Genomic DNA, 26,647 nt, shown 5'->3' with positions numbered 1-26,647 from the left:
AGGTTAGGTTGGTGTGCCGGAAGAGGGAGGTTCACGACCAGGTGGAGCGCAGGACGATCGGCGCGGGGGCGCTCGCAGTTGGGGCCGTCGGACTCGGCTGCATGCCGATGAGCTGGGCGTACAGCGGGTCGCGGCAGCGGGGCGACGAGTCGCTCAGGGCCGTGCACCGGGCGTTGGACCTGGGCTCGACGCTCCTGGACACGGCCGACATGTACGGCCCGTTCACCAACGAGCTGCTGCTGGGCCGGGTGTTGAAGGAGCGGCGCGGGGACGCCTTCGTGTCGACCAAGGCCGGTCTGCTGGTGGGCGAGCAGCACATCGTGGCCAACGGCCGCCCGGGATATGTGAAGCGGGCGTGCGACGCGTCGCTGCGGCGCCTGCAGACGGACGTCATCGACCTCTACCAGCTGCACCGCGCCGACCCCGAGGTGCCGGTGGAGGAGACGTGGGGCGCGATGGCGGAGCTGGTCCGGGCCGGGAAGGTGCGGGCGCTCGGTCTGTGCGCGGTGGGTGCGCGCGGTGGTCGCCGTTCGGGCGCCGGGATGCATGACGGAACGCTTCGCCAACTCCGGCGGGTGCAGCAGGTCTTCCCGGTGAGCGCGGTACAGGCCGAGCTCTCGGTGTGGTCGCCCGAGGCGCTGGACGGGCTGCTGCCGTGGTGCGAGGCACGCGGGGTGGGCTTCCTGGCGGCGATGCCGCTGGGCAACGGCTTCCTGACGGGCACGCTGACCCCGGGCGAGGGCTTCGAACCGGACGACGTCCGCGCCCGTCACCCCCGCTTCACGGCCGACATGATGGCCGCCAACCAGCCGATCGTGGCCGGCCTGCGCCGCGTGGCCCGCCGCCACGGCGAGCACGTCACCCCGGCCCAGGTGGCCCTGGCCTGGACTCTGGCCCAGGGCCGCCATGTGGTCCCGGTACCGGGAACGAAACAGGAGCGCTGGGTGACGGAGAACGCGGGCGCGGCAACGCTGACGCTGACTCCGGAGGACCTGACGGAGCTGGCGGGGCTGCCGGCGGCGCAAGGGTCCTGGGACTGAGCGGAGTGGAGTCCGGGGGCCGGAACGATTTCGCGTGGCAGGATCGGGAACCCGGGCGGCGTGGGCGGTGTATGAGGAGTAGAACCTGCCGAGGGACCGCCGCGTCGAAGGGACCATGATCGTGCGACGTCGAGCCAGAACGGCCGTGCTGGCCGCTGCCGTGCTCCTGCTGACGGCCGGATGCTCCTCGGGAGGCGGAGGAACACCGCTCGGGGGCGGGGGTACGACGCCGAGAGGGACGGTGTCGGGCGCCCCGCCGTCGGAGCGGGCGCAGGAAGAGACCCCGCCCGCCACGGGCTCGGTGAAGGTGCTGCGGACGGTCACGGAGGGCCTGAAGACCCCATGGGGCCTCGCTCCCCTGCCGGACGGGGGCCTGCTGGTCTCCTCGCGCGACGACGGCACGATCACCCGGGTCGACGAGAAGACGGGCCGGAAGACCGAGCTGGGCAAGGTCTCCGGGGTGTCCGCGGCCGACGAGGGCGGCCTCCTGGGCATCGCCCTCTCCCCCGACTACGCCTCGGACCACATGATCTACGCATACTTCACCTCGGCTTCGGACAACCGCATCGTCCGCTTGCTGTACGACGAGAAGAAGCCCGTCGGCGAACAACTCGGCGCTCCCGACACGGTCTTCAAAGGAATCCCCAAGGGCTATATCCACAACGGCGGCCGCATCGCCTTCGGCCCCGACGGCATGCTCTACGCGGGCACGGGCGAGAGCGGGCAGCGGGGCCTGGCCCAGGACAAGAAGTCCCTGGGCGGCAAGATCCTTCGCATGACCCCGGAGGGCGAACCGGCCCCGGGCAACCCGTTCCCGGACTCCCCGGTGTACAGCTACGGCCACCGCAATGTGCAGGGTCTCGCCTGGGACGACAAACAGCGCCTGTTCGCCTCGGAGTTCGGCCAGGACACCTGGGACGAGCTGAACGCGATCAAGCCCGGCGACAACTACGGCTGGCCGGACGCCGAGGGCAGATCGTCCGACCCCGCTTACCACAACCCGATCGCCCAGTGGCACACGGATGAGGCCTCCCCCAGCGGCATCGCCTATGTCGACGGCGTCATTTGGATGGCGGGCCTCAGGGGCCAGCGCCTGTGGCGCATCCCGCTCAAGGGCACGGAGCTCTCGGCTGCCCCGCAGGCCTTCCTCGCAGGCAGATACGGCCGACTTCGTACGGTGGCTCCGGCGGGCGGCGACAAGCTGTGGCTGATCACGAGCAACACGGACGGCAGAGGCGAGCCGAAGAAGGGCGACGACCGGATCCTGGAGCTGGAGGTGAAGTAGCGCCGCCGATCAGGTCCCGGTCGCGCCGGTCACCGGCGGGAACAGTCCCAGCCGATGGGCCACCGCCGCCGCTTCGCCCCTTCCGGAGACGCCGAGCTTGCCGAGGATGTTCGAAACGTGCACGCTCGCGGTCTTCGGGGAGATGAAGAGTTCCTCGGCGATCTGGCGGTTGGTGCGGCCGACGGAGACCAGGTGCAGGACGTCGCGTTCGCGGCTGGTGAGCCCGAGGGCCTCGACGGGATCGGCGGGGGCGGGTGTCCGCCGCGGGGCGCCGCTCAGGGTGAGGCGGGCGCGCTGGGCGAGCAGCGCGACGGCGTCCGCGAGCGGACGGGCGCCGAGGTGCTCGGCGACGGCACCGGCGAGCCGGAGCAGTTCCGTGGCGCGGTTGCGCTCGTCGTCCCCGCCGTCGGACAGCAGGGCCGCGGCGAGGCGATACCGGACGCGGGCGAGGTCGTAGGGGCGTTCCAGGGGCTCGAAGGCGATGACCACCTCCGACCAGATGTCCGGGGTGTCCTCGCGCCGGGCGCGGTCGAGTTCGGCGCGGACCCAGGCGTCGTGGGCCAGCCAGACGGGGGCGCCGGTCGTGAGCTTCTTGGCCATGTCGACGATGCGGGCGAGGGCGTCGGCGCGGCCCGGTGCCCCGGCGGGCAGGGTGCGGGCGTCGGCCTCGGCGGTGGCCGCGGTCAGCAGCAGGGGCCAGCCGTAGCACTGGGTGCCCGGCGGGAGGCCGGCGTCCAGGGTGCGGCCGAGTTCCGTGCGGGCGTCGAGGAGACGGCCCTTCGCAGCGGCCATACCGAGGGCGATGACGGCCGGCGGGATCGTGTGCTGGGGTGTGGTGTCGTGAGCGCCGAAGTGGGCTCGTGCGGTGGCAAGTTGGTGTGCGGCCTCGGTCAGGTCGCCGCGGCACAGGGCGATCTGGGCCAGGAAGATCGCCACCGCACCCTGGGATTCGGCGCCCCGGCCGCGCCGGATCACGCGCTGGGCGGCCTCCGTGGCCTCGTCCCAGCGGCCGAGCGGGTACAGCGACTGGGCGAGGTTGGCCCATACCCAGGCCTCGGATTCCAGCAGGCCGAACTTGCTTGTGTAGACGGCGCCTTCCTCCAGAAGGGACACCGCTTCGCGGGAGCGGCCGACCGATTCGAGTTGGGCGGGGAGGTTGACGTAGGCGCGGCCGGCGACCACGGGTATGCACAGGTCGAGGGCGCGTTGCTTGACGTCGGCCATCTGCGCGAGGCCGGTCTCGGTATCGCCCGCGTCGACGGTGAGGCCGCCAAGGGTGAGGCGGGCGTTCAACTCGATCTCGCGGGCGCCGACCATGTGGGCGTACTCCACGGCCCGTTCGGCGGCCGACAGGGCCTCGGGGCCCGGTTCGTTCGTCATCAGCCAGGCGGCGACACTGCCCAGGACCTCGGCGTGCACCTCGGAGGGCGGCAGACCGCGGACGAGTTCCTGCGCGGTGGCCAGTTCCTTCCAGCCGTCGCCGCGGGCCTGGGCCTGGATGAGCCGGGAGCGCTGGGTCCAGAACCAGGCGGCGCGCTGCGGCTCGTCCTCGTCCTCCAGCAGGTGCAGGGCTCGCTTGGTGATCTTCAGGGACCGTTCGCGCTCTCCGCACAGCCGGCCGGCGACGGCGGCCTCCGCCATCAGGTCGAGGTAGCGCAGCGGGGTGGTGGCGGGGTCGCCGCCGCAGGGAGGGTAGCCCTCGGCGTAGTCGACGGGGCGCAGTGCGGAGCATATGTCCTCGGGGGCGGTGTCCCACAGTTCCATCGCCCGTTCCAGGAGCCGCAGTTGCTCGCTGTAGGCGTGCCGGCGGCGGGCGGCGACGGAGGCGTCCAGGACGGCGGGCAGGGCCTTGGCGGCGTCGTGGGCGTGGTACCAGTAGCTGGCCAGGCGCATGACGCGTTCGTCGGCGGGGACGAGCGCGGGGTCGGCCTCCAGCGCTTCGGCGTAGCGGCGGTTGAGGCGGGAGCGTTCGCCGGGCAGCAGGTCGTCGGCGACGGCCTCGCGGACCAGTGAGTGGCGGAAGCGGTAGCCGTCGCCGCCGGGTGCGGCGGTGAGGATATTGGCGTTGACGGTGGCCCGGAGCGCCTCGATGAGGTCGTCCTCGGCAAGCCGGGCAACGGCGGCGAGGAGCCGGTACTCGACGGTGGAGCCGCCCTCGGCGACGATCCGGGCGACCCGCTGGGCGGTCTCGGGCAGCGCCTCGACGCGTACCAGGAGCAGATCGCGCAGGGAGTCGGTGAGGCCGGTGCAGCAGCCCTCGTGGGCGGCGACGGCGAGTTCCTCGACGAAGAAGGCGTTGCCGTCGGAGCGTTCGAAGATGTCGTCGACCTGGGTGGGGTCGGGTTCGGTGGCGAGGATGCCGGCGATCTGGCGGCCGACCTCGTCCCGGTTGAAGCGGGCGAGTTCGAGGCGGCGGACGGTGCGCAGCCGGTCCAGTTCGGCGAGCAGGGGGCGCAGCGGATGGCGCCGATGGATGTCGTCGGAGCGGTAGGTGGCGAGGACGACGAGGCGGCCGGTGCGCAGGGTGCGCAAAAGGTAGGAGAGGAGGTGGCGGGTGGAGGCGTCGGCCCAGTGCAGGTCCTCCAGGGCGACGACGACCGTCCGGTCGGCGGCGACGCGCTCCAGCAGGCGTGCGGTGAGTTCGAAGAGGCGGGCCACGCCCTCCTCGTCGTGCCGACCCGTGGCGCGGGTGGGGGTGGCCTCGCCGAGTTCGGGCAGGAGCCGGGCCAGTTCCTCCTCCTGGCCCGCCGCGGCGTCGGCGAGCGCGTCGGGCAGCGCGCGGCGCAGGGTGCGCAGGGCGGTGGAGAACGGGGCGAAGGGCAGCCCGTCGGCACCGATCTCCACGCAGCCGCCGAGCGCGACGACGGCGCCCCGGCGGCAGGCGGCGGTGGCGAACTCCTCGACCAGCCGCGTCTTGCCGACTCCGGCCTCGCCCCCGAGCAGCAACGCCTGCGGCTCGCCCGCGGCGGCACGGGCGAGCGCGTCGTTCAGCGTGTCCAGTTCGTCGGCACGACCGACGAACACCGGACTGACGGACCTGGTCTCCACAGGCCCGAGCATGGCACGCGGGTCCGACAGCACGGCACCGGTTTTCCACAGGCCGAGCGGCGTGGTCGTATCAACCGAACCACCGGCCAAGGCATGTACGGAACGGTCGTAGGAGTGGGAACGGCCGTCTCCCGCACGGCCGTTCCCCTCGCCGTCGGCCCGCGCCCGGATCGTCCGGGTGGGCCCGGCGGCCCGCCCCCCGTTCACGCGGGGCGGGCGACTCGGTGTTGCCGGGGGTGGTCGGTATGGGTTTCCTCGGCGGCCCGGCGGGCCTCCGCCTCGCGGCGGGCTGCGCGGCGGCCGCGGCGGACCGCGCGGGCCAGTCGCTCGTGCTCGGCCTGGCGGCGGAGTTCGGCGGAGCGGGCCTGCTGGAGCTCGTACTCGATCATGATGTGTTCCCTGGTGAGAGTCCGGTTTGCGGTATCGCTTCCTGCGATGTCTCCACCTTCGTCTCCCAGGGGGGTGCGCCACATCGGGAGAGTTCCGCATCTTCGGGCGGGGGGCGGCCTCTGGACGCGCGTAAGGGGCCTCAGGTGCTCCGTAAGGTGCTCACGGATGCCCTAAGACCCCTTATGGCCTGCGGTGATTCAGCTCGTCGAGGGCAGGGCGAGCAGCGCGTCGGAGTACTTGAGGACGGCCAGGAGCAGTCCGACGACGCCGAGCGCGACGCCGGCCCAGGCGACCGACTTTATCCAGGACGACTGCGGCCTGCCGGGGGCGCCGAACGCGGGCACGGCGAGGACGACGGCGCCGGTGATCAGCGCGACCAGCGCGAACAGGCCGGCCCACAGCGCGGTGGTGTGCCAGGCGTTGCCATACAACTCCTGGATCTGCTTGGCGACGCTCGCGTTCGACGAGGTCTGCAACTGGCCGATGAGGTTCTGGCGTGCGGCGGCCACGGTGCCGATCCAGCCACCGTTGAGCGAGACCAGGCCGAGCGCGGCGGAGACGACGGCGGCGGCGCCCTGGCCGACGCCGGAGGGGCCCTCCTTCTCGTCTGTCCCCTCGTCCGTCCCCTCGATCGCCCCGTCAGCCTCGGCGTCGGCCTCGGCGTTGGGCTCGGTGGCCTCAGTGGCGTCCACCGCCACCTCGTCGGTCGCGGTTTCGTCCTGCTTCGTCCCGGTGCCGCTCTCGGCACCTTCAACTGTCCTGGTTTCCATGCCCCGCACCGTACGGACGCTGTCTGAGAAGACTCTTAATGATCGCCGTTCGCGGTACGCGCGCGTGCCTCGCGCCACTCGGGGGCGAGCACGGACCAGACCTCGAGATCGTGCCGTACCCCGCGGTAGGGGTGGGCCTCACGCCGTACGCCGTCGCGGGTCATGCCCAGGCGGCGGGCCACGTTCAGGCTGGGCCGGTTGCCGGAGGCGGCGACCCACTCGACCCGGTGGATGCCGCGCCGCTCGATCGCGTGGTCGATGAGGACGCGCATGGCGCGGGTGACGAGTCCGCGCCCGGCGCCGGCGGGTTCCAGCCAGCAGCCGACCTCGCAGTTGCCGTTCTCCGCGTCGAAGTTCAGGAAGAGCACTCCGCCGACGAGCTTGCCCTCCAACCACAGTCCGTGCAGGGAGGCCGTGTCGGCGGCGCGCATGTCGGCGTAGCGCTGGAGCATGGCCCGCGCGGAGGCCACGTCCGTCTCCTTGGACCCGAAGGAGATGAACTGCCCGATGAACTCCCGCCCCCGGTCGAGGTGCGCCAGGAACTCCTCGGCGTGCCAGGGCTCCAGGGGCCGCAGTTCGGCGCCGTCGTCACCCAGGGATATCGCGTACATCCTGCCGTTGCTCCTTCTCCAGTTCCTGCACGACCGCATCGAGCCTCTCATGGGCGGCGCGGCACCCGTGCGGTTCGACGAGCATGGGGGCGAAGCCGACGACGGTCATGGCGATCACGCGGTGCCGGACACACCGATGTGCGCGGTGGGGAACTTCAGAGGGACGTCAGTCGGGCTGGTCTCCGAGGGCCATCACCATGACGCCCACGATCAGCAGCCAGAGCGCCCAGCGGGTACGGCCCAGGGAGCCGAGGCGGGCGGCGAGCGCGCACACGAGCGCACCGAAGGCGTAGGCGGCCGGGACCGCGGCCGGTGCCGAACCGGTCAGGCGCAGCAGCGCGGCGGCAAGGCCCACGAGGGACAGCAGGGCGCCGGTACCGGTCGCCACCCACCGGGCTCGGCGCACGTCCTCGGCGTGCTCCTCCTCCGCCCCGTCCTCCACGGCGGCCGTGTCGGGCCGTCTGCCGGAATCACTGCGTCCACTCATGGCGCGCGAGCGTAGTACGTGTGGCTGAATAAAGCAGGTGCATTGGGCGAGGGGGCACTGACATCACGTCCGGAAACGCCCGAGGGGATGCGTCCATGTCGGGCGCATCCCCTCGGGGCTCTGGAAAGCGTGAGGATCAGCCCTCGCTGACGCCCAGCTTCTCCAGGATCAGTTCCTTCACGCGGGCCGCGTCGGCCTGGCCGCGCGTGGCCTTCATGACCGCGCCGACCAGGGCACCGGCCGCGGCCACCTTGCCGCCGCGGATCTTGTCCGCGACGCCCGGGTTGCCGGCGATGGCCTCGTCGACGGCCGTACCCAGCGCGGAGTCGTCGGAGACGACCTTCAGGCCGCGCTTGTCGACGACCTCGTCCGGGGTGCCCTCGCCCGCGAGGACGCCCTCGATGACCTGGCGGGCCAGCTTGTCGTTCAGGTCACCGCCCGAGACGAGCGCGGTGACCCGGGCGACCTGCTCCGGCGTGATCGCCAGCTCGTCGAGCGCGACGCCCGACTCGTTGGCGCTGCGCGCCAGTTCGCCCATCCACCACTTGCGGGCGGACGCGGCGTCGGCACCGGCGTCGATCGTGGCGACGATCGGGTCCAGCGCACCGGCGTTGAGAATCGCCTGCATGTCGGTGACCGAGATGCCCCACTCCGCGAGGAGGCGGCTACGGCGGACCAGCGGCAGCTCGGGGAGCGCCGCGCGGATCTCCTCGACCCACTCCCGGGACGGGGCCACCGGAACGAGGTCCGGCTCGGGGAAGTACCGGTAGTCCTCGGCCTCTTCCTTCACGCGGCCCGAGGTCGTCGACCCCGTGTCCTCGTGGAAGTGCCGGGTCTCCTGGATGATCGTGCCGCCGGAGGAGAGCACGGCCGCGTGGCGCATGATCTCGAACCGGGCCGCACGCTCGACGGACCGCAGCGAGTTCACGTTCTTCGTCTCGGAGCGGGTGCCGAACTTGTCGGCGCCCTTGGGCATCAGCGACAGGTTCACGTCGCAGCGCATCTGGCCCATCTCCATGCGGGCCTCGGAGACGCCGAGCGCCTTGATGACCTCGCGCAGCTCACGGACGTACGCCCGAGCCACCTCCGGCGCGCGCTCGCCCGCGCCGACGATCGGCTTGGTGACGATCTCGATGAGCGGGATGCCCGCGCGGTTGTAGTCGAGCAGGGAGTGCGAGGCGCCGTGGATACGGCCCGTCGCGCCACCGACGTGCGTCGACTTGCCCGTGTCCTCCTCCATGTGGGCGCGCTCGATCTCCACGCGGAAGGTCTCGCCGTCCTCCAGCTGTACGTCGAGATAGCCGCTGAAGGCGATCGGCTCGTCGTACTGGGAGGTCTGGAAGTTCTTCGGCATGTCCGGATAGAAGTAGTTCTTCCGGGCGAAGCGGCACCACTCGGCGATCTCGCAGTTCAGCGCGAGACCGATCTTGATCGCGGACTCGACGCCGGTCGCGTTGACGACCGGGAGCGCGCCGGGCAGGCCGAGGCAGGTCGGGCAGGTCTGCGAGTTGGGCGGGGCGCCCAGCTCGGTCGAACATCCGCAGAACATCTTGGTCTTGGTGCCGAGTTCGACATGGACCTCGAGGCCCATGACGGGGTCGTACGACGCCAGCGCGTCCTCGTACGACACCAGGTCGGTCGTGGTGGTCACGGTGAAACTTCCCTCTCAGCCCAGCAGGACGTCGTCGTCGCCCAGCCGCTTCAGCTCGCGGCAGAGGATGGCGAGGCCGGTGACGATGGCCACGGCGGACACGGTGGCGTCGATCAGGCGCAGCGTGTCGTGCTCGGACCGGGCCCTCTTGATCTGCTTGGCGACGCCGACCGCACCGAACGCGGTGGTGGCCATGGACAGGTACGTGCCGGACTTCGACTTCTTGAAGCCCTTGGCCTTCGACAATGCCTTACTCACAGCGACGGAGCCTCCTCGAGCAGCGGGTGCCCCCACTTTTCCACGAAGGCGGCCTCGACGGCGGCGCCGACCCTGTACAGGCGGTCGTCCTTCAGCGCCGGGGCGATGATCTGCAGTCCGACCGGGAGGTTGTCCTCCGGGGCGAGACCGCAGGGCAGCGACATGGCCGCGTTGCCCGCCAGGTTGGTCGGGATGGTGCACAGGTCGGCCAGGTACATCGCCATCGGGTCGTCGGCGCGCTCACCGATCGCGAAGGCCGTGGTCGGTGTCGTCGGGGAGACGATCACGTCGACCTGCTCGAAGGCCTTCTCGAAGTCGCGCGTGATGAGCGTGCGCACCTTCTGGGCGCTGCCGTAGTACGCGTCGTAGTAGCCGGAGCTCAGGGCGTACGTGCCGAGCATGATGCGGCGCTTGACCTCGGGGCCGAAGCCCGCCTCACGGGTGAGGGAGGTGACCTCCTCGGCCGAGTGGGTGCCGTCGTCGCCCGTACGAAGGCCGTAGCGCAGGCCGTCGAAGCGGGCGAGGTTGGACGAGCACTCGGATGGCGCAATCAGGTAGTACGCCGACAGGGCGAGGTCGAAGGACGGGCAGTCCAGCTCGACGATCTCGGCGCCCAGCTCCTTCAGCAGCTCGACGGACTCGTCGAAGCGCTGGATGACGCCGGCCTGGTAGCCCTCGCCGCGGAACTGCTTGACGACACCGATGCGCATACCGGCGACGCTGCCGCCCAGGGCGGCCTCGACGACCGGCGGGACCGGAGCGTCGATGGAGGTCGAGTCGAGCGGGTCGTGCCCGGCGATGACCTCGTGGAGGAGCGCCGCGTCCAGGACCGTACGGGCACAGGGCCCGCCCTGGTCGAGGGAGGACGAGAACGCCACCATGCCGTAGCGGGACACGGCGCCGTACGTCGGCTTCACACCGACTGTGCCGGTGACGGCGGCCGGCTGGCGGATGGAGCCGCCGGTGTCGGTACCGATGGCGAGCGGGGCCTGGAAGGAGGCGAGCGCGGCGGAGGAGCCGCCGCCGGAGCCGCCGGGGATCTTGGTGAGGTCCCACGGGTTGCCGGTCGGCCCGTACGCGCTGTTCTCGGTGCTGGACCCCATGGCGAACTCGTCCATGTTGGTCTTGCCGAGGATGACGACGTCGGCGGCCTTCAGCCGCTTGGTGAGCGTCGCGTCGTACGGCGGGATCCAGCCATCGAGGATCTTCGAACCGACGGTCGTCGGGACGCCCTCGGTGGTGAAGATGTCCTTGAGCGCGAGCGGGACTCCGGCCAGCGGGCCGAGCTTCTCGCCCTTGGCACGCTTCTCGTCGACGGCGCGGGCCTGGGCGAGGGCGCCCTCACGGTCGACGTGCAGGAAGGCGTGCACCTTCTCGTCGACGGCCTCGATCCTGGCGAGGTGGGCCTCGGTGACCTGGACCGCCGTGAGCTCACCGGAAGCGATCTTCGCGGCAGTCTCGGCGGCGGTGAGCTTGATGATGTTGCTGTCCGTCATGGATCAGTCCTCCCCCAGGATCTGCGGCACCTTGAAACGCTGCTGCTCCTGGGCCGGGGCGCCGGAGAGCGCCTGCGCGGGGGTGAGCGAGGGACGGACCTCGTCCGCGCGCATGACGTTCGTCAGCGGCAGCGGGTGAGAGGTCGGCGGTACGTCTTGGTCGGCGACCTCGCTGACGCGTGCGACCGCGCCGATGATGTCGTCGAGCTGGGCCGCGAAGTGATCGAGTTCTTCGGGCTTCAGCTCCAGACGCGCCAGCCGGGCGAGGTGGGCGACCTCCTCGCGCGTGATGCCAGGCATGCAGCGATCCTCTGGGGTGAGTGTGTGTGGTTTTGGAATGGGTCGACTAGCCCAATCCTATGGGGCGGGGCCCGGTGACCGTGAAACGGTTTGCCGGGCCCCGCCCCATGGGGTCAGCGGCGCCCATCCCAGGCCTCGCTCAGCAGGTAGTGGTTGTCGTAGAGCTCCTGCACCGCCAGCAGACTTTCCAGGGTGGCCTCGCCGAGGCGGAGGCGCTGGAGATGGCGGAAGTACTCGAAGCGTTCGACGCCCGGGGTGATGACGATGAGGATGTCGGCCGTGGCACCGGGGGCGGCGGCGAAGGCGTGCGGCTTGCCCGGCGGGACGATGACGAGGTCGCCCATCTCGGCGGTGAGAACGTCGTCGCCGGAGAGCAGTTCGGCGGTGCCGTCGAGGACGTAGAACATCTCGGCGGAGTTGCGGTGCAGGTGCGGGCGGGCACCGTCGGCGCCCTTCCCGAGGGTGACACGCACGGTGGACAGCGCGCCGCCGCTGGCACTGCTGTCGGCCAGCAGCCTGACGGCGACGGGGTCGCCCCCGACGACCTCGGCCTCGGCGTCACGGACGACGACGGACTCATCGAACTTCGGTACGAACAACGACATTTCCGAACCCCCTGTTGATGACGTGGACGCGGTCGGAACGTGCTCAGACGGCGAACAGCAGACCGGCGCTGATGAGTACAACGACGGCGGTGGCGAAGTGGATCCCGTAGGCGACAGCCTTGGTGCCGCCGTGCCGCAGCACTATCAGCGTGTCGAAGAGCGGCACGATCGCCACGACGAGCATGTACCAGGCCTCGGCACGGGCGCCGACGAAGGCCAGCAGGACCAGGCCCATCACACCGAAGGTGGCGTCCCGCAGGCCCTTGATCGCGAGGTAGGCGGGATCGCCCTCGGGCTTGGCGGGAACGCCGTAGCCGGCGGCGGAGGGGCGGGGCTGGAGCAGGAACCGGGCCCCGATGAACAGGACGAACAGGTCGAGCACGACGGCGAGCGTGTACGCGGCGACGGTCATGCCATCTCTCCTTGCTAGCAGCGCTAGGGACAGGAGCGAAGCTAGCAGAGCAGCGAAAGAAACGCTAGCGGTGCTAGAATTCCGGTCATGTCGATCCAGACGCGCCGGGAGCGCGAACGAGCGGAACGCGAGCGGCTGATCGTCACGGCCGCGCGGGAACTGGCGGAGGCGGAGGGCTGGGACGCGGTCACCACGCGCCGGCTGGCCGCCGAGATCGAGTACAGCCAGCCCGTCCTCTACAGCCACTTCAAGGGCAAGGACGCGATCATGGCGGCGGTCGCGGTGCAGGGCTTCGCCGATCTCGCGGGTGAGCTACGGGCGGCGCGCGAATCGGCGAAGGGCGCGCGGGAGGCGCTGGCGGCGGTCGGTGAGGCGTACACCTCCTTCGCGCGGCGCCGGCCCGCCCTGTACGACGCGATGTTCACGCACACCGTGGACCTCCCGTTCGCCACGCCGGAGGCACCGGCGCCACTTCAGGAGGCGTTCGCACAGCTGGCCCAGGCGGTCGCACCGACAGCGGCGGCGGGCGAGGACCCGAGGCTCCTGACGGAGACGTACTGGGCGGGCCTGCACGGCCTGACGACCCTGATGCGCAGCGGCCGCCTGCCGGAGGAGGCCCACGAGCGCAGACTGGCGCTGCTGATCGCGCACTTCACTGCGGGAACTGGGTGAACGGAGCGACAGACACGCGAGGCACCACAGACGGGCAACGCACGACGGGGCTGCGGCCGCCGACGGCGAACGGCCCCCACGGGATACGGCCCCTTCTTACCCAACGGTGAACCGGCGGGCGGGGTGGGAAAACTACTCCGCGGCCGGAAGCGCGGCACGCACCCGCGCACTCCGCACCCGCAGCCACGCCGTGGCCTCCTCCGCCGGCATCGCCGCCGCGACGAGCCACCCCTGCACGGCGTCGCAGCGCAGGTTCCGCAGCCGCTCCCACGTCTCGTCGTCCTCGACACCCTCCGCGACTACCAGCAGCCCGAGCGAGTGCGCGAGGTCGATCGTGCAGCGCACGATCTCCGCGTCCTCCGTGTCCACGGCCAGCCGCGCCACGAACGACCGGTCGATCTTCAGCTCGCTCACCGGCAGCCGCCGCAGATGCACGAGCGACGAGTACCCGGTGCCGAAGTCGTCCAGGGACATCTTCACGCCGTGCCCGGTCAGCGCGGCCAGGGTGTCCGCGGCCCGCTGCGGGTCCTCCAGGAGCACATGTTCCGTGATCTCCAGCTGGAGCGCCCCCGCCGGAACCCCGTGCCGGGCCAGCCGCGCGGCCACCGATCCGGCGAACCCGGGGGTGTGGACGTCCCGCGGGGAGACGTTGACCGCGACCGGCACCCGCAGCCCCTGCGCCCGCCACCGGGCGACCTGCGCGAGCGCCGTCTCCAGCACGTACTCCGTCAGATGGGGCATCAGCCCGGAGGACTCGGCGATCGCTATGAACTCGTCCGGCGGCACCTTGCCGCGCTCGGGATGTACCCAGCGGACCAGCGCCTCGAGGCCGGCGACCTGACCGTCGAAGCGCACCTTGGGCTGGTAGTGCAGCTGTACCTCGTGCGCGTCGAGAGCGCGGCGCAGGTCACCCAGCAGTCCGAGCCGGTCCGGGGTGTTGGAGTCCCGCTTGGACTCGTAGACCTCGACGCCCGTACGATCCCGCTTCGCCTGGTACATCGCCACGTCCGCGCGCCGCAGCAGACCCTCCGCGTCCAGGGCGTGGTCCGGGAAGACGGCCACCCCTGCGCTCGCCTCCAGAACGAGCGTGAGTCCGTCGAGGTCGAGCGGTTTGCTCAGCGTGGTGACCAGGCCGCGGGCGACGCGGGTGGCCGACGTCGTAGAGTCGGCGACCGGCAGTAAAACGGCGAACTCGTCGCCGCCGAGCCGCGCGGCCTCCGCCCCGCGCGGCAGCGCGAGGCGCAGCCGGTCGGCGATCTGCATCAGCAGCCGATCCCCGGCGAGATGGCCGAGGGTGTCGTTCACCGACCGGAAACGGTCGAGGTCGATCAGCATGAGGGCCGATCGGGCGCCGATGCGTTCGGCGTCGTCGAGGGCCGTCCAGATGCGTTCCAGGAGCCACTGACGGTTGGGCAGCCCGGTCAGCGGGTCGCGCAGTTGCTCCTCCGCTCGGGCCCTGGCCATCCACAGGGTGGAGTCGAGGGCGACCAGCGGGATGGCGAACAACGGCAGCAGTACCGGCTGGTCGACGGCGACCACGCAGACGAGGGGGGCGATGCCGAGCAGCGCGACCGCGACCAGGCCGTGTCTGACGAGGGTGGTGCGGGCGACGGTGGGCAGTCCCCCGCCGCGCGGCGCGCGCAGATACCACAGCAGGACTCGACTGACCGCGAGATAGGCCGCGGCGACGAGGACGACCTCGGGGACGGTGGCGATGGTCCACTGGTCGGGGTTCCAGGGATCCTCGACGGTCGGTACGCGGCCGCAAGCGCCGAGCAGCAGCGCGCCGGCGCCGATGCCGAGGATGTCCACCGCGCCGTGCTGCACGCCCTGCCGCCAGCTGTGGCGGCGGGCTACGCCGACGAGGACGACGACGGTGAGGCTGACCATGCCGGCGGGCACCCAGCCGTACAGCAGGAGGACGGCGATGGTGAGGGCGGCGCCGGAGCCGGTGCCGCCCCACCAGCGGGCGCGGCCGAGCATCACCAGATGGCCGACGATGATGCCGGTGAGGACGGCGAGGGACCAGCCGACCGCGCCGGACGGGAAGAGGGCGTGGTTCCCGGCGAAGGCGCGGTAGAAGCCGAGGGCGAGGGCGAGTCCGGCGGCCGCCACGACGGCCGTGGACAGTGAGGGCCAGGACAGATGGCGTTCGGGCTCCGTGCCGGGCGGCGCGGAGGGTCCTGTCATGGGCCTCGGTAGGGACCCCGGTATGGAGGTGCGCGCATCCGGCGCGGTGAGCGGCACGGTGGTGTGCCCCTGCGCACCGCCGCGTTCCGCGGCCTGCCCCGTACGCAGACCTTCCCGCCATGCGACCGCCTTGCGGCGCAGGCGCAGCCATGAGTCCGGGGCGGCGCTCTCGGTCGGTTCCATTCCCGTCCCTCTCACAGCCGGCGGTGCCCACGCCACGCGGATCGATGCCCGACAACCATCAACGGCTCCGCGTCGGAAAACCCTTGCCCGTTGTCCATCAAGAGCCCTCCGGGAACAACGGCGATACCCCGACCGCAACTGGGCACGGCAGGCGCACATCTCAACAGTAGGCCGCAGAAGGCTTCCACGGGCAGCGGTCGTCGACGGTTGCCCGAATGCGCCCCGGCCACCCGTATGCATCTGGTATGCGGCGATCGGGTGGGCTTCAACCGCTACTCCCCGGTCGGGACCGCGACTTCGGCCGCCGCCTTGGGCCCCTGTTCCAACAGGACGGCGAAACCGTCCTCGTTCAGAACAGGCACCTTGAGCTGCATCGCCTTGTCGTACTTCGATCCCGGATTGTCGCCTACGACCACGAATGACGTCTTCTTCGAAACCGAACCGGTCACTTTCGCTCCGCGGCTCTGCAGCGCCTCCTTGGCGCCGTCCCGGGTGAAGTTCTCCAGCGTTCCGGTGACCACGACGGTGAGGCCTTCGAGGGGGCGGGGGCCTACGTCCTCACCTGCGCCTTCCTCCTCCATGCGGACGCCGGCGGCCTTCCACTTGCGCAGGATCTCCTGGTGCCACTCCTCGGCGAACCACTCCTTGAGGGAGGCGGCGATGATCGAGCCGACGCCGTCGGTGGTCGCCAGCTCCTCCTCGGTGGCCTGCTCGATGCGCTCGACGGAACGGAACTCGCGCGCCAGCGCCTCGGCCGCGACCGGTCCGACGTGACGGATCGACAGGCCCGTGAGGACGCGGGCGAGCGGGCGCTCCTTGGCCGCGGCGATGTTGTCCAGCATGGCAAGCGCGTTCTTCTTCGGCCCGCCCTCCTGGTTGGCGAAGACCAGGGCGACCTTCTCCTCGCCGGTCTTCGGGTCGCGCTTGGGCAGACCGCTGTCCTGGTCGAGGACGTACGCCTTGATGGGCAGCAGCTGCTCGATGGTGAGGTCGAAGAGGTCGCCCTCGTCCTTCAGGGGCGGCTCGGCGGGCTCCAGCGGCTTGGTGAGCGCGGCCGCCGCCACGTACCCGAAGTGCTCGATGTCGAGTGCCTTGCGGCCCGCGAGATAGAACAGGCGCTCACGCAACTGGGCCGGGCACGCGCGCGCGTTGGGGCAGCGCAGGTCGACGTCGCCCTCCTTCATCGGGCGCAGCGGCGTACCGCACTCGGGGCACTCGGACGGCATCACGAACTCGCGCTCGGTGCCGTCGCGCAGGTCGACGACCGGGCCGAGGATCTCCGGGATGACGTCACCGGCCTTGCGCAGCACCACGGTGTCGCCGATGAGGACGCCCTTGGCCTTGACGACGGCCTGGTTGTGCAGGGTGGCGAACTCGACCTCGGAGCCCGCGACCGTGACCGGCTCGACCTGCGCGTACGGCGTGACCCGACCCGTACGGCCCACGCCCACGCGGATGTTGACGAGCTTGGTGTTGACCTCCTCCGGCGCGTACTTGTACGCGATCGCCCAGCGCGGGGCGCGGGAGGTGGAGCCGAGGCGGCCCTGGAGCGGGATCTCGTCGAGCTTGACGACCACGCCGTCGATCTCGTGCTCCACGGAGTGGCGGTTCTCGCCGTAGTACGCGATGAACTGCCGTACGCCGTCGAGGTCGTCGACCACCCGGTTGTGCGGGGAGGTCGGCAGGCCCCATGTCTTGAGCAGGGCGTAGGCCCCGGAGAGGCGGGTGAGTCCCTCGAAGCCACGCAGGGCGCCGATCCCGTGCACGACCATGTGCAAGGGGCGGGTGGCGGTGACGCGCGGGTCCTTCTGGCGAAGTGAACCGGCCGCGGCGTTGCGGGGGTTGGCGAACGGCTTGTCGCCGGCCGCGAGCAGGCGTTCGTTGAGCTCGGCGAACTTCTCCATCGGGAAGTAGACCTCGCCGCGGATCTCCACGAGGTCGGGAACGCGGTCGCCGTGCAGCCGGTCCGGGATCTCGGCGATCGTACGGACGTTGGGCGTGATGTCCTCGCCGGTGCGGCCGTCACCGCGGGTCGCCGCGCGCGTGAGGCGGCCGTGCTCGTAGGTGAGGTTGACCGCGAGGCCGTCGACCTTGAGCTCGCACAGGAAGTGATGCTCAATGGTGCCCACGTCCTTGGCGACGCGCTCGGCCCAGGCGGCGAGCTCCTCGTCGCTGAAGGCGTTGTCGAGCGAGAGCATGCGTTCGCGGTGCTCGACGGACGTGAACTCCGTTGCGTACGCCCCCGCGACCTTCTGGGTCGGCGAGTCGGGCGTGCGCAGCTCGGGGTACTCCTCCTCCAGCGCCTCCAGGGAGCGCAGGAGCTTGTCGAACTCCGCGTCGCTGACGACGGGAGCGTCCTTCACGTAGTACCGGAAGCGGTGTTCCTCGATCTGCTCAGCGAGCAGCGCGTGCTTCTCCCGTGCCTCGGCGGGCACCGTCGTCTCCGCTTGCTTGTCGCCGGCCACCGTGTTGTCCTCCCGTTACTCTGGGTTGTCCGCGAGGGATCTCGCCGCCCGGACGCAGTGGGCGAGCGCCGCGCGGGCGTACGCGGGAGAAGCCCCCGCGAGACCGCACGACGGAGTGAGGGTGACCGCGTCCGCGAGAAGCCCCGGTTGCAGCCCCAGCCTGCGCCACAGCGTCCTGACACCCATGACGCTATCGGCAGGGTCTGACAATGGACCGTCCGTGCCCGGCACGACACCGGCGAACAGCCGAGTGCCGCCCTCCACCGCCTCGCCGATCGCGTCGTCGTCACGTTCGGTGAGAAGCGAGAAGTCGAACGAGACCGCCGCCGCGCCCGCCCGGCGCAGCAGGGCGAAGGGAACGTCCGGGGCGCAGGAGTGGACGACAACGAGTCCGGTGCCGTGCACCCCCATGACGTCCCGGAGGGTCCCCTCGACGACCTGCCGGTCGACGGCCCGGTGGGTGCGGTAGCCGCTGGCGGTCCTGACCTGGCCGCGCAGTACGTCGGTGAGGGAGGGCTCATCGAGCTGGAGCACGATCCCCGCGCCCGGGATTCGGCGCTGCACCTCGGCGAGATGCTGCCGCAGCCCCTCGGCGAGCGAGCCGGCGAGGTCGCGGCAGGCGCCGGGGTCGGAGAGGGCGGACTCGCCGTTCCTCAGCTCGAGCCCGGCGGCCAGTGTCCACGGGCCGACGGCCTGGACCTTGAGCGGCCCCTCGTACCCCCGGGCGAACTCCTCCAGCGCGTCCAGGCCCTCGCCCAGCCACGACCGCGCCCGCTTGGTGTCCCGCCCCGGCCGGTCCCCGATCCGCCAGCCGCTCGGCTCCACGCGCGCGTACAGCTCGACGAGCATCCCGGCGGTGCGGCCGATCATGTCGGCGCCCGGGCCACGGGCGGGCAGTTCGGGCAGGAACGGGAAGTCCTCGAGGCTTCCGGTGACGGTCTTGGCGGCCTCCCGGGCGTCGCCTCCGGGCATGGACCCGACACCGGTTGCGGCACCGAACCTGGACTGACTGTTTTCGCTCACCCACGAAGACTACGGAACCGGGATGCGCGGCTCAGCTCCCCGGTCGCACCGACAGGTCGATGACCTCGGCGTCCCGCGGCAGATCGATGGCCATCAGGATCGTCGTGGCCACCGACTCGGGGTCGATCCACTGCTCGGGGTCGTACTCCTGGCCCTCCTGCTGGTGGACCTTGGCCTGCATCGGGCTCGCCGTGCGCCCCGGGTAGACCGAGGTGACGCGGACGCCGGCCCCGTGCTCCTCCTGGCGCAGGGAGTCCGCCAGGGCCTTCAGGCCGTGCTTGGACGCCGCGTACGCCGACCAGTCGGCGCTCGCCCTGAGGCCCGCGCCGGAGTTGACGAAGAGCACGTGACCGCGCGCGGCGCGCACCTGGGGCAGCAGAAGCCGGGTCAGCTCGGCCGGGGCGATGAGGTTGACGTTGAGCTGGTGGCGCCAGGACTTGGGGGTGAGCTCGCCGACCGGGTGCAGGTCGACCACGCCGGCGATGTGCAGCAGCGAGTCCACGCGGTCCGGGAGCGTCTGGTGGGAGAAGGCCCAGGAGAGCTTGTCGGGGTCCGCGAGGTCGCCCACCAGCGTGCGCGCCCCGGGGAACTCGGCCAACAGCTCCTTCGCGCGGCCGGCGTCGCGCGCGTGCAGGACGAGTTCGTCCCCGCGCGCGTGCAGACGCCGCGCCACGGCCGCGCCGATGCCGGAGCTCGCGCCGGTGATCACATGTATAGCCATGACGGCCATGCTCGCATCACTCGATGCCGAGGCTCTCCTCGAGGTAGGCCAGCGCGCCGACGGGCTCCTCCGCGAAGAACACCAGCTCACCGAGCGGACGCGGCAGGAAACCCTCGTCCTCCATGCGCCGGAACTGCTGCTTCAAGCCGTCGTAGAAGCCCGCCGTGTTGAGCAGCACGACCGGCTTGTCGGTGTGCCCGTGCTTCTTCAGCTCGAGGATCTCGGTGGCCTCGTCGAGGGTGCCGGTCCCACCGACCATGATCACCACTGCGTCGGCCTTGTCCAGCAGCAGCCTCTTGCGCTCGGCGAGGTCCTTCGCGATCACCATCTCGTCCGCGCCGGTCCGCGCCTTGGCCGCCAGGAACTCCACAGAGACGCCCAGCAGCCTGCCGCCCGCCTCCTGCACGCCGTCGGCGACCACCTTCATCAGACCCACGTCGGAGCCGCCCCAGACGAGCGTGTGGCCGCCCTTTCCGAGCAGTTTCGCGAAGTCGCGCGCGGGACGCGTGTAGCGGTCGTCGAGGTCGGCGGCGGAGAGGAAGACGCAGATGTTCATGCCGCCCACCGTACGTGGGAAGAACCAGGCGCCCGCGAGCGCTTTTAGAGAAAACCGAAGGAGACACGGTTATGGGCGACGGACACACCATCACCATCGAACAGGGCGAGCGGCACGTGCGCGTGGTGCACGGGGACCAGGTGCTCGCCGAGACGGACCGACCGCTGGTGCTGCGCGAGACCGGCAGCCCCGTGCGGTACTACATCCCGGCCGAGGACGTACGCCTCGACCTCCTCACCCCCTCCGACACCCACACCGTCTGCCCGTTCAAGGGCACGGCGTCGTACTGGTCGCTGCCGGACGCGCCGGACCTCGTCTGGGCGTATCCGGAGCCCAAGGAAGGCGTGGAGCAGATCAAGGACCACCTGTGCTTCTACGAAGTGGAAGTGTCGTGACCAGAAGTGTCGTGACCGATTAATCCCGTGCCCGGTGGCAGTCTGCATTGGCATGGACAAGCAGATCATTTCGCGCGACGGCACGCCCATCGCGTATGAGACCCACGGACAGGGCCCCGCGGTGATCCTCGTGAGCGGCGCGATGTCGACGGGCGCCACCATGGCCCCGCTGGCCGCGCGGCTCGCGAGCGGTTTCACAGTCGTCCCCTACGACCGCCGGGCCCGCGGAGCGAGCGGTGACACAGCGCCGTACTCCGTGACCCGGGAGGTCGAGGACCTGGCCGCGCTGATCGACGCGGTGGGCGGGGAGGCGGCGCTGTACGGCATCTCGTCAGGTGGCGCGCTGGTCCTCGATGCAGCGGCGAGCGGGCTGCCGGTCCGTCAGGTCGCCGTGTACGAGACGCCGTTCGCGGACCACGGTGGCGGTGGCGAGAAGCAGCGCGCCGAGTACACCGAGCGGCTGGCCGAGGCACTCGGCGCGGGGCGGCGCGGGGACGCGGTCGAGCTGTTCCTGCGGCTCACCGGGATGGCCGAGGACATGATCCAGGGCGCCCGCCGGTCCCCCATGTGGGCCGGTATGGAGGCGATCGCGCCGAGCCTGGCGTACGACGACGCCGTGATGGCCGGCGGCCTGGTGCCCCGGGAACGGATCGCGTCGATCGGCGTGCCGGTGCTGGCCGTCGCGGGCGGAGCGAGCCCGGCGTGGCTTCGGGCGGCGGTCCAGGACGTGGCGCAGGCGGCCCCCAAGGGCATGTACCTCACCCTGGAGGGCCAGACCCACATGGTGGACCCGGATGTGCTGGCACCGGTGCTGGCGGAGTTCTTCTCCACGTGACGCGCGCGGGGCGCCCGGCCGCCACGCACGCGTGGTGTCAGGCGGACGCGCCGGCCTGCCACGGTGGAAGCACGACGGGCACGCTGTAGGCACGGGTGCGGCGGGCGCGGCCGCTGACCGCACGTGCCGGGGCGGACGGCGCACCTGGCGCGCCCGCATCTCATCACCCCGCAAGGCGCGCGAGCCGCTGCCGACATTCCCGTCGAACGCCGCCGAACGACCCTCTCCGCAGGGGCCGTTCGACCCTTTCCCGACCGGTCTCGGCGCTCCGGCCTCCGGTCAGGCAACCCCGGCGGTCGCCCGCACCGTCGTCGCGATCGTCGCCGAGCCCACCACGCGCGTGTCGTCGTACAGGACGATCGCCTGGCCGGGGGCGACGCCGCGGACCGGCTCGGTGAAGCTCACGCGCAGCTCGCCGTCGACCAGTTCCGCAGTGACCTCGGTCTCGCCGCCGTGCGCGCGCAGCTGGGCCGTGTACGCGCCGGGGCCGGTCGGGGCGGCGCCGCACCAGCGGGGCTTGATCGCGGTGAGGCCGCTGACGTCGAGGGCGGCGGCCGGGCCGACCGTCACCGTGTTGGTCACCGGGGAGATGTCGAGGACGTAGCGCGGCTTGCCGTCGGCGGCAGGGGTGCCGATGCGCAGGCCCTTGCGCTGGCCGATCGTGTAGCCGTACGCGCCCTCGTGCGTGCCCACCTTGGTGCCGGACTCGTCGACGATGTCGCCCTCGGCCTTGCCCAGGCGGTTCGCGAGGAAGCCCTGGGTGTCGCCGTCGGCGATGAAGCAGATGTCGTGCGAGTCGGGCTTCTTGGCGACGGCGAGGCCGCGGCGCTCGGCCTCGGCACGGATCTCGTCCTTGGTGGTCACCGTGTCGCCGAGCGGGAACAGGGCGTGTGCGAGCTGCCGCTCGTCCAGGACGCCGAGGACGTACGACTGGTCCTTGGCCATGTCGGAGGCGCGGTGCAGCGCGCGGGAGCCGTCGGGCAGCGTGACGATCTTGGCGTAGTGGCCGGTGCAGACGGCGTCGAAGCCGAGTGCCAGCGCCTTGTCGAGGAGCGCGGCGAACTTGATCTTCTCGTTGCAGCGCAGGCACGGGTTGGGGGTGCGCCCGGCCTCGTACTCGGCGACGAAGTCCTCGACGACGTCCTCGCGGAAGCGGTCGGCGAGGTCCCAGACGTAGAACGGGATGCCGATGACGTCGGCGGCGCGGCGCGCGTCGCGCGAGTCCTCGATGGTGCAACAGCCCCGCGCGCCCGTGCGGAACGACTGTGGGTTCGCGGAGAGCGCGAGGTGGACGCCGGTGACGTCGTGGCCGGCTTCCGCGGCGCGGGCGGCGGCGACGGCGGAGTCGACCCCGCCGGACATGGCGGCGAGGACGCGGAGGGGGCGCTGCGAGGTCTCAGTCATAACCCTTCCAGAGTACGGGGCGGTGGGAACCAGGGCCCGCGAGTATCCGTTGACGATCACATGGGGGAGACAAAGGCGGACGCGAACCGCGGCGACTCGGACCGGCGGCTGGGGCGGCGGGCCCTGCTCGTGGGCGGTGCCGTGGCGGCGCTGGGCACGGCGGCACTGGCGCGCGAGGAGCTGGCGCACCTGTGGTGGCGGCTGCCCGGCATGGAGAAACCGCGGGTGGCGGGCGCGGTGGACTTCCGGGGCGCGCGCTGGGTGGCGGCGTCCCCGGCGAACTACCGACGGGCGGACCGGCCGGACGACTACGCGATCGACCGGGTGGTCATCCATGTCACCCAGGGCGGCTACCGCAGCGCGGTGCAGGTCTTCCAGGACCCGGGACACGGGGCGGCGGCGCACTACATCGTGCGCAAGGACGGGCGGATCACCCAGCTGATCCGCGAGCTGGACGTGGCGTTCCACGCGGGGAACCGGGAGTACAACGAGCGGAGCGTCGGCATCGAGCACGAGGGCTTCGTGGAGCGCGCCTCGTCGTTCACGGACGAGATGTACACGGCCTCGGCACGGCTGACGGCCGCGATATGCGGGCGGTACGGCATACCCGTCGACCGGAAGCACATCATCGGGCACGTGGAGGTGCCGGGCACGGACCACACGGACCCGGGGCCGCACTGGGACTGGGACCGGTACATGAAGCTCGTACGGAAGGCTCGAGCGGCCGAGGCGGTACGGGGGGCCTGAGCGTCCGGGCCCCGGGGGTTACGTCAGGCCCGCCGCCCGTGCCCGTTCCACCGCGGGACCTATCGCCTTGGCCACGGCCTCGACGTCCGCCTCCGTGGAGGTGTGGCCGAGGGAGAAGCGGAGGGTGCCGCGGGCCAGGTCGGGGTCGGTGCCGGTGGCGAGGAGGACGTGGCTGGGCTGGGCGACGCCGGCCGTGCACGCGGAGCCGGTGGAGCACTCGATGCCCTGGGCGTCCAGCAGGAGCAGCAGGGAGTCGCCCTCGCAGCCCGGGAAGCTGAAGTGCGCGTTGGCGGGGAGGCGGCCCTCCGGTGCCGGGTCGCCGCCGAGAATCGCGTCCGGAACCGCCGTACGGACCGCATCGATCAGCTGGTCGCGCAGGGCACCGATCTCGCGGGCGAACCACTCGCGCTGCTCGGCGGCCAGCCGGGCGGCGACCGCGAAGGAGGCGACGGCCGGGACGTCCAGGGTGCCGGAGCGGACGTGCCGCTCCTGGCCGCCGCCGTGCAGAACGGGTACGGGAGTGTAGTCACGGCCCAGCAGGAGGGCGCCGATGCCGTACGGGCCGCCGATCTTGTGGCCGGAGACCGTCATCGCGGCGAGCCCGGAGTCGGCGAAGTCCACGGGAACCTGACCGAAGGCCTGGACTGCGTCGGAGTGCAGCGGAACGCCGAACTCCCCTGCCGCCCCTGCCAGTTCGCGGACCGGAAAGACCGTTCCGATCTCGTTGTTGGCCCACATGACCGTGGCCAGGGCGACGTCGTCGGGGTTGCGGGCGATGGCCTTGCGGAGGGTCTCGGGGTGGACCCGGCCGTAGCGGTCGACGGGGAGGTACTCGACGGTGGCGCCCTCGTGTTCGCCGAGCCAGTGGACGGCGTCGAGGACGGCGTGGTGCTCGACGGGGCTGGAGAGAATGCGGGTGCGGGCCGGGTCGGCGTCGCGACGGGACCAGTACAGGCCCTTCACCGCGAGGTTGTCGGCCTCGGTGCCGCCGGAGGTGAAGACGACCTCGCTGGGACGGGCGCCGAGCGCTTCGGCGAGCGTCTCGCGGGCCTCCTCGACCGTGCGGCGGGCCTTGCGGCCGGATGCGTGGAGGGAGGAGGCGTTGCCGGTGACGCTCAGCGCGGCGGTCAGTGCCTCTGCCGCCTCCGGGAGCATCGGGGTGGTCGCGGCGTGGTCGAGGTAAGCCATGATGGGGCCGATTCTACGGCTCCCTTGCAGTTGGCTTTGGCCGCGTCCTGGGTCGGCTTCGGTCGGAGTTGGCAGCGAGTTGCCCGGCACTGTCGGCCGTACCCACCCTCCCCCACCGCCCTGCGTAACGACCGCCCACGGCAGCGGCAGCAGTGCAGGGCAACGGCATGACGTCAGAACGTCAGAAGCTCCAGGACACCGTGTTGTCCAGTTGCATGAAGGCCACCAGGACCAGTAGGTCGGCGATGCCCAGACCCAGACCCAGGAGGGCGCGGCCGCGGCGGGTCGTGCCTCGCCAGAGGGACGCGGCGGCCAGGGCAATGGCGATCGGGCCGAGGAAGAGGTTGAGGGCGAGGAGGCCCAGGAGGCCCAGGATGAAGGACGCGACGGCCATGCCGTCGGCGTCGCGTGTGCCGGTGCGGCGCGTGGCCGTTGCGGTGAGTTGCATGGTGGTCGGCTCCCGAGGTCGGGGCGGTCGGTGGGGTCGGGGTCAGTTGGTGGGCGTGCCACGGCGGCGGGCGTGGCGCTCGCGGAGCGCGAAGACGCCCAGCCAGACGGCGATGACCGCGGCGGCGACGGCGGTGAAGGACAACGGCGCGTGGGCGACGGTGCCGATCACCACACCGAACAGCAGGAGCGCGGCGACGATGAACAGCATGGGATGTGATCCCCCCTCCGAGATCTCGCGTGAAGTCTGAGTGAACGGTTATGGTAACAACTGTTCACTGACTACTGAGTCTAGCGCTCCCGACGGCTTTTCAATTCCGGAGAACAGTTGTTAACTGGATGACATGAGTCACACTCTCGGCATCCGGCAGGCCCAGAAGCAGAAGACCCGGCAGGCGCTCCTCGACGCGGCGTTGGGGCTGCTGGAGGAGCAGAGCCTGAGCAGCCTGGGCCTGCGCGAGGTCACCCGCGCCGTCGGGATCGCGCCGACCGCCTTCTACCGGCACTTCCGCTCCACCGCGGATCTCGGCGTGGCCCTGGTCGACGAGGCGCTGGGCAGCCTGCACCCCATGGTCCGCACGACGGTGTCCACCGCCGGCGACTCCGACCAACGGATCACGCGCGCCGTCGAGTTGATCGCCGGGCACGTGGCGGCCCACCCCGCGCACGTCCGCTTCATCGCCCGCGAGCGGCACGGCGGGGTCCAGCCGGTGCGGGAGGCCATCCAGGCCCAACTGGCCCGGTTCGCGGAGGAGGTGAGGACCGAGCTGGCCAAGGATCAGGAGGCCGTGGGCTGGAGCGACGACGACCTGCAGATGCTCGCCCATCTCTACGTCGACCAGATGCTCATCACCGCGTCGCTCTTCCTGGAGGCCCTTGAGGCGTCCGACGAGGAGCGCGAGCGCGTCGCCCAGGTCGCCACCCGCCAACTCCGGCTGATCAGCATCGGCCGTCTCCACTGGCTGGACTGACCCGGCACAGCCGACACAGCAAAAAGGGCGGCACGCCCGTTCACCGAGCGCGCCGCCCCTTACGCGTCAGCCCTGCTGGGCGTTCCCCTGCGTCCCGCCGCAACCGCCGCCGCCCCGGCCACCGCCACCCGGTCCACCCTGACCGCCACCGGGACCGCCGCTCCGCATGCCCGAGGGCGCACCAGAGGGGACGCCCGAGGGAATACCCGACGGATTCCCGGTGGGTGCGCCGCTCGGACGCCCTGACGGAGCGCCCCTCGGCATCCCGGACGGAGCCCGACAGCCCTGCCGCGGCCCCGAGTTGCCGCCGGTGGAGGACGACGAGTCACTCGAGCCGCACGCGGTCAGCAGTAGGGGGGACAGCGCCAGCAGGGCGACGGCGGGGACGAGACGACGTGCACACATCATGAGAAACAGCTCCGGGAAGGCTGAGGAAGTCCTGAGTCGGTGCACTCAACCAACGGCGCCTGGGCTGCCCTTGGGCCCACGCTGTCCCC

The 26,647-nt window shown here is 71.4% G+C and carries 28 protein-coding genes; 7 read left to right on the top strand and 21 right to left on the bottom strand.

What is annotated here, in order from left to right; translation table 11 throughout:
- Positions 1–41: 41 nt before the first annotated feature.
- Both ACFYXB_RS24510 and ACFYXB_RS24505 read left to right on the top strand, forming a co-directional pair.
- On the top strand, positions 42–1,040 hold the full coding sequence (locus ACFYXB_RS24510) for an aldo/keto reductase (RefSeq protein WP_351349822.1): 999 nt from the start codon (positions 42–44) through the stop codon (positions 1,038–1,040).
- A gap of 115 nt (positions 1,041–1,155) precedes the next feature.
- Positions 1,156–2,325: a PQQ-dependent sugar dehydrogenase gene (locus tag ACFYXB_RS24505; protein ID WP_389585901.1), complete on the top strand. Its 1,170-nt coding sequence runs from the start codon at positions 1,156–1,158 to the stop codon at positions 2,323–2,325.
- A gap of 9 nt (positions 2,326–2,334) precedes the next feature.
- Here ACFYXB_RS24505 and ACFYXB_RS24500 read toward each other — a convergent pair whose 3' ends face one another.
- From ACFYXB_RS24500 to ACFYXB_RS24445, 12 genes are all read right to left on the bottom strand, one after another.
- Entirely contained in the window at positions 2,335–5,385 is a 3,051-nt protein-coding gene (locus ACFYXB_RS24500) for an AAA family ATPase (RefSeq protein ID WP_389586073.1), read from the bottom strand.
- Positions 5,386–5,576: 191 nt separating this feature from the next.
- Positions 5,577–5,762 carry a hypothetical protein gene (locus tag ACFYXB_RS24495; RefSeq protein WP_351349818.1) on the bottom strand — a complete coding sequence of 62 codons (186 nt, stop codon included), beginning with the start codon at positions 5,760–5,762 and terminating at the stop codon, positions 5,577–5,579.
- A gap of 198 nt (positions 5,763–5,960) precedes the next feature.
- On the bottom strand, positions 5,961–6,533 hold the full coding sequence (locus ACFYXB_RS24490) for a hypothetical protein (RefSeq protein ID WP_389585898.1): 573 nt from the start codon (positions 6,531–6,533) through the stop codon (positions 5,961–5,963).
- A gap of 35 nt (positions 6,534–6,568) precedes the next feature.
- On the bottom strand, positions 6,569–7,144 hold the full coding sequence (locus ACFYXB_RS24485) for a GNAT family N-acetyltransferase (RefSeq protein WP_389585895.1): 576 nt from the start codon (positions 7,142–7,144) through the stop codon (positions 6,569–6,571).
- Positions 7,122–7,262: a hypothetical protein gene (locus ACFYXB_RS24480; protein ID WP_389585892.1), complete on the bottom strand. Its 141-nt coding sequence runs from the start codon at positions 7,260–7,262 to the stop codon at positions 7,122–7,124. Before ACFYXB_RS24480 ends, ACFYXB_RS24485 begins: the two co-directional genes overlap by 23 nt.
- Before the next feature lie 48 nt (positions 7,263–7,310).
- Positions 7,311–7,631 (bottom strand): hypothetical protein, encoded by a 321-nt coding sequence (locus ACFYXB_RS24475; RefSeq protein WP_389585889.1) that lies wholly within the window; start codon positions 7,629–7,631, stop codon positions 7,311–7,313.
- Between the two features lie 136 nt (positions 7,632–7,767).
- Positions 7,768–9,282: an Asp-tRNA(Asn)/Glu-tRNA(Gln) amidotransferase subunit GatB gene (gene gatB / locus ACFYXB_RS24470; RefSeq protein WP_389585886.1), complete on the bottom strand. Its 1,515-nt coding sequence runs from the start codon at positions 9,280–9,282 to the stop codon at positions 7,768–7,770.
- A 15-nt stretch (positions 9,283–9,297) separates the two neighbouring features.
- Positions 9,298–9,540, bottom strand: coding sequence for a hypothetical protein (locus ACFYXB_RS24465; protein ID WP_351349806.1), 243 nt, complete (start codon positions 9,538–9,540; stop codon positions 9,298–9,300).
- Positions 9,537–11,036: an Asp-tRNA(Asn)/Glu-tRNA(Gln) amidotransferase subunit GatA gene (gatA, locus tag ACFYXB_RS24460; RefSeq protein WP_351349804.1), complete on the bottom strand. Its 1,500-nt coding sequence runs from the start codon at positions 11,034–11,036 to the stop codon at positions 9,537–9,539. Before gatA ends, ACFYXB_RS24465 begins: the two co-directional genes overlap by 4 nt.
- 3 nt (positions 11,037–11,039) lie before the next feature.
- Positions 11,040–11,336 carry an Asp-tRNA(Asn)/Glu-tRNA(Gln) amidotransferase subunit GatC gene (gatC, locus tag ACFYXB_RS24455; RefSeq protein ID WP_389585881.1) on the bottom strand — a complete coding sequence of 99 codons (297 nt, stop codon included), beginning with the start codon at positions 11,334–11,336 and terminating at the stop codon, positions 11,040–11,042.
- A gap of 113 nt (positions 11,337–11,449) precedes the next feature.
- Complete coding sequence (locus tag ACFYXB_RS24450) at positions 11,450–11,941, bottom strand: cupin domain-containing protein (RefSeq protein ID WP_351349802.1); 492 nt, start codon at positions 11,939–11,941, stop codon at positions 11,450–11,452.
- A 43-nt stretch (positions 11,942–11,984) separates the two neighbouring features.
- Complete coding sequence (locus tag ACFYXB_RS24445; RefSeq protein ID WP_389585877.1) at positions 11,985–12,353, bottom strand: DUF4267 domain-containing protein; 369 nt, start codon at positions 12,351–12,353, stop codon at positions 11,985–11,987.
- Between the two features lie 87 nt (positions 12,354–12,440).
- Between ACFYXB_RS24445 and ACFYXB_RS24440 the strand changes: the two genes are divergently transcribed.
- The gene (locus tag ACFYXB_RS24440) at positions 12,441–13,025 is read left to right on the top strand and encodes a TetR/AcrR family transcriptional regulator (RefSeq protein ID WP_389585874.1); all 585 of its coding nucleotides are present in this window, start codon (positions 12,441–12,443) and stop codon (positions 13,023–13,025) included.
- Positions 13,026–13,157: 132 nt separating this feature from the next.
- Here the strand turns inward: ACFYXB_RS24440 and ACFYXB_RS24435 are convergent, their stop codons facing one another.
- From ACFYXB_RS24435 to ACFYXB_RS24415, 5 genes are all read right to left on the bottom strand, one after another.
- Entirely contained in the window at positions 13,158–15,398 is a 2,241-nt protein-coding gene (locus ACFYXB_RS24435) for a putative bifunctional diguanylate cyclase/phosphodiesterase (RefSeq protein WP_389585872.1), read from the bottom strand.
- Between the two features lie 272 nt (positions 15,399–15,670).
- Positions 15,671–17,863, bottom strand: coding sequence for an NAD-dependent DNA ligase LigA (gene ligA, locus ACFYXB_RS24430; protein WP_389585869.1), 2,193 nt, complete (start codon positions 17,861–17,863; stop codon positions 15,671–15,673).
- Between the two features lie 15 nt (positions 17,864–17,878).
- A complete protein-coding gene (locus ACFYXB_RS24425; RefSeq protein ID WP_389586070.1) occupies positions 17,879–18,835 on the bottom strand; it encodes a methionine synthase in 957 nt (318 codons plus the stop codon).
- An 82-nt stretch (positions 18,836–18,917) separates the two neighbouring features.
- Positions 18,918–19,616 (bottom strand): SDR family oxidoreductase, encoded by a 699-nt coding sequence (locus ACFYXB_RS24420; RefSeq protein ID WP_389585866.1) that lies wholly within the window; start codon positions 19,614–19,616, stop codon positions 18,918–18,920.
- 7 nt (positions 19,617–19,623) lie between these two features.
- Positions 19,624–20,163, bottom strand: a complete 540-nt coding sequence (locus tag ACFYXB_RS24415; RefSeq protein ID WP_351349788.1) for a TIGR00730 family Rossman fold protein — start codon at positions 20,161–20,163, stop codon at positions 19,624–19,626.
- Positions 20,164–20,234: 71 nt separating this feature from the next.
- On the opposite strand from ACFYXB_RS24415, the gene ACFYXB_RS24410 reads away from it, so the two are divergent.
- The gene (locus ACFYXB_RS24410; protein WP_389585862.1) at positions 20,235–20,558 is read left to right on the top strand and encodes a DUF427 domain-containing protein; all 324 of its coding nucleotides are present in this window, start codon (positions 20,235–20,237) and stop codon (positions 20,556–20,558) included.
- 52 nt (positions 20,559–20,610) lie between these two features.
- On the top strand, positions 20,611–21,393 hold the full coding sequence (locus ACFYXB_RS24405; RefSeq protein WP_389585859.1) for an alpha/beta fold hydrolase: 783 nt from the start codon (positions 20,611–20,613) through the stop codon (positions 21,391–21,393).
- A gap of 279 nt (positions 21,394–21,672) precedes the next feature.
- Here the strand turns inward: ACFYXB_RS24405 and mnmA are convergent, their stop codons facing one another.
- Entirely contained in the window at positions 21,673–22,797 is a 1,125-nt protein-coding gene (gene mnmA / locus ACFYXB_RS24400; protein WP_389585856.1) for a tRNA 2-thiouridine(34) synthase MnmA, read from the bottom strand.
- A gap of 60 nt (positions 22,798–22,857) precedes the next feature.
- Between mnmA and ACFYXB_RS24395 the strand changes: the two genes are divergently transcribed.
- On the top strand, positions 22,858–23,544 hold the full coding sequence (locus ACFYXB_RS24395) for an N-acetylmuramoyl-L-alanine amidase (RefSeq protein ID WP_389585853.1): 687 nt from the start codon (positions 22,858–22,860) through the stop codon (positions 23,542–23,544).
- 18 nt (positions 23,545–23,562) lie between these two features.
- Here the strand turns inward: ACFYXB_RS24395 and ACFYXB_RS24390 are convergent, their stop codons facing one another.
- From ACFYXB_RS24390 to ACFYXB_RS24380, 3 genes are all read right to left on the bottom strand, one after another.
- Positions 23,563–24,732, bottom strand: a complete 1,170-nt coding sequence (locus ACFYXB_RS24390; RefSeq protein WP_389585850.1) for a cysteine desulfurase family protein — start codon at positions 24,730–24,732, stop codon at positions 23,563–23,565.
- Positions 24,733–24,913: 181 nt separating this feature from the next.
- Complete coding sequence (locus tag ACFYXB_RS24385; RefSeq protein ID WP_389585847.1) at positions 24,914–25,180, bottom strand: DUF4190 domain-containing protein; 267 nt, start codon at positions 25,178–25,180, stop codon at positions 24,914–24,916.
- Between the two features lie 42 nt (positions 25,181–25,222).
- Positions 25,223–25,390, bottom strand: a complete 168-nt coding sequence (locus ACFYXB_RS24380; RefSeq protein ID WP_388496902.1) for a hypothetical protein — start codon at positions 25,388–25,390, stop codon at positions 25,223–25,225.
- 133 nt (positions 25,391–25,523) lie between these two features.
- Between ACFYXB_RS24380 and ACFYXB_RS24375 the strand changes: the two genes are divergently transcribed.
- The gene (locus ACFYXB_RS24375) at positions 25,524–26,150 is read left to right on the top strand and encodes a TetR family transcriptional regulator (protein ID WP_389585844.1); all 627 of its coding nucleotides are present in this window, start codon (positions 25,524–25,526) and stop codon (positions 26,148–26,150) included.
- The last annotated feature ends 497 nt before the right edge of the window (positions 26,151–26,647 follow it).

Origin of the sequence: Streptomyces sp. NPDC002619 (genome assembly GCF_042889305.1) — a bacterium.
GTDB lineage: Bacteria > Actinomycetota > Actinomycetes > Streptomycetales > Streptomycetaceae > Streptomyces.
Note: the sequence above shows the minus strand (reverse complement) of the source record. Positions and strands in the feature narration are given on the sequence as shown.

What these genes read in the sequence shown, in the direction of transcription:
- ACFYXB_RS24505 (WP_389585901.1), top strand. Translation starts at nt 1,156, where the DNA reads ATGATCGTGCGACGTCGAGCCAGAACGGCCGTGCTGGCCGCTGCCGTG.
- ACFYXB_RS24500 (WP_389586073.1), bottom strand. Translation starts at nt 5,385, where the DNA reads ATGCTCGGGCCTGTGGAGACCAGGTCCGTCAGTCCGGTGTTCGTCGGT.
- ACFYXB_RS24495 (WP_351349818.1), bottom strand. Translation starts at nt 5,762, where the DNA reads ATGATCGAGTACGAGCTCCAGCAGGCCCGCTCCGCCGAACTCCGCCGC.
- ACFYXB_RS24490 (WP_389585898.1), bottom strand. Translation starts at nt 6,533, where the DNA reads ATGGAAACCAGGACAGTTGAAGGTGCCGAGAGCGGCACCGGGACGAAG.
- ACFYXB_RS24485 (WP_389585895.1), bottom strand. Translation starts at nt 7,144, where the DNA reads ATGTACGCGATATCCCTGGGTGACGACGGCGCCGAACTGCGGCCCCTG.
- ACFYXB_RS24475 (WP_389585889.1), bottom strand. Translation starts at nt 7,631, where the DNA reads ATGAGTGGACGCAGTGATTCCGGCAGACGGCCCGACACGGCCGCCGTG.
- gatA (WP_351349804.1), bottom strand. Translation starts at nt 11,036, where the DNA reads ATGACGGACAGCAACATCATCAAGCTCACCGCCGCCGAGACTGCCGCG.
- gatC (WP_389585881.1), bottom strand. Translation starts at nt 11,336, where the DNA reads ATGCCTGGCATCACGCGCGAGGAGGTCGCCCACCTCGCCCGGCTGGCG.
- ACFYXB_RS24450 (WP_351349802.1), bottom strand. Translation starts at nt 11,941, where the DNA reads ATGTCGTTGTTCGTACCGAAGTTCGATGAGTCCGTCGTCGTCCGTGAC.
- ACFYXB_RS24445 (WP_389585877.1), bottom strand. Translation starts at nt 12,353, where the DNA reads ATGACCGTCGCCGCGTACACGCTCGCCGTCGTGCTCGACCTGTTCGTC.
- ACFYXB_RS24440 (WP_389585874.1), top strand. Translation starts at nt 12,441, where the DNA reads ATGTCGATCCAGACGCGCCGGGAGCGCGAACGAGCGGAACGCGAGCGG.
- ACFYXB_RS24435 (WP_389585872.1), bottom strand. Translation starts at nt 15,398, where the DNA reads ATGGAACCGACCGAGAGCGCCGCCCCGGACTCATGGCTGCGCCTGCGC.
- ACFYXB_RS24425 (WP_389586070.1), bottom strand. Translation starts at nt 18,835, where the DNA reads ATGCCCGGAGGCGACGCCCGGGAGGCCGCCAAGACCGTCACCGGAAGC.
- ACFYXB_RS24420 (WP_389585866.1), bottom strand. Translation starts at nt 19,616, where the DNA reads ATGGCCGTCATGGCTATACATGTGATCACCGGCGCGAGCTCCGGCATC.
- ACFYXB_RS24415 (WP_351349788.1), bottom strand. Translation starts at nt 20,163, where the DNA reads ATGAACATCTGCGTCTTCCTCTCCGCCGCCGACCTCGACGACCGCTAC.
- ACFYXB_RS24410 (WP_389585862.1), top strand. Translation starts at nt 20,235, where the DNA reads ATGGGCGACGGACACACCATCACCATCGAACAGGGCGAGCGGCACGTG.
- ACFYXB_RS24405 (WP_389585859.1), top strand. Translation starts at nt 20,611, where the DNA reads ATGGACAAGCAGATCATTTCGCGCGACGGCACGCCCATCGCGTATGAG.
- mnmA (WP_389585856.1), bottom strand. Translation starts at nt 22,797, where the DNA reads ATGACTGAGACCTCGCAGCGCCCCCTCCGCGTCCTCGCCGCCATGTCC.
- ACFYXB_RS24395 (WP_389585853.1), top strand. Translation starts at nt 22,858, where the DNA reads ATGGGGGAGACAAAGGCGGACGCGAACCGCGGCGACTCGGACCGGCGG.
- ACFYXB_RS24390 (WP_389585850.1), bottom strand. Translation starts at nt 24,732, where the DNA reads ATGGCTTACCTCGACCACGCCGCGACCACCCCGATGCTCCCGGAGGCG.
- ACFYXB_RS24385 (WP_389585847.1), bottom strand. Translation starts at nt 25,180, where the DNA reads ATGCAACTCACCGCAACGGCCACGCGCCGCACCGGCACACGCGACGCC.
- ACFYXB_RS24380 (WP_388496902.1), bottom strand. Translation starts at nt 25,390, where the DNA reads ATGCTGTTCATCGTCGCCGCGCTCCTGCTGTTCGGTGTGGTGATCGGC.
- ACFYXB_RS24375 (WP_389585844.1), top strand. Translation starts at nt 25,524, where the DNA reads ATGAGTCACACTCTCGGCATCCGGCAGGCCCAGAAGCAGAAGACCCGG.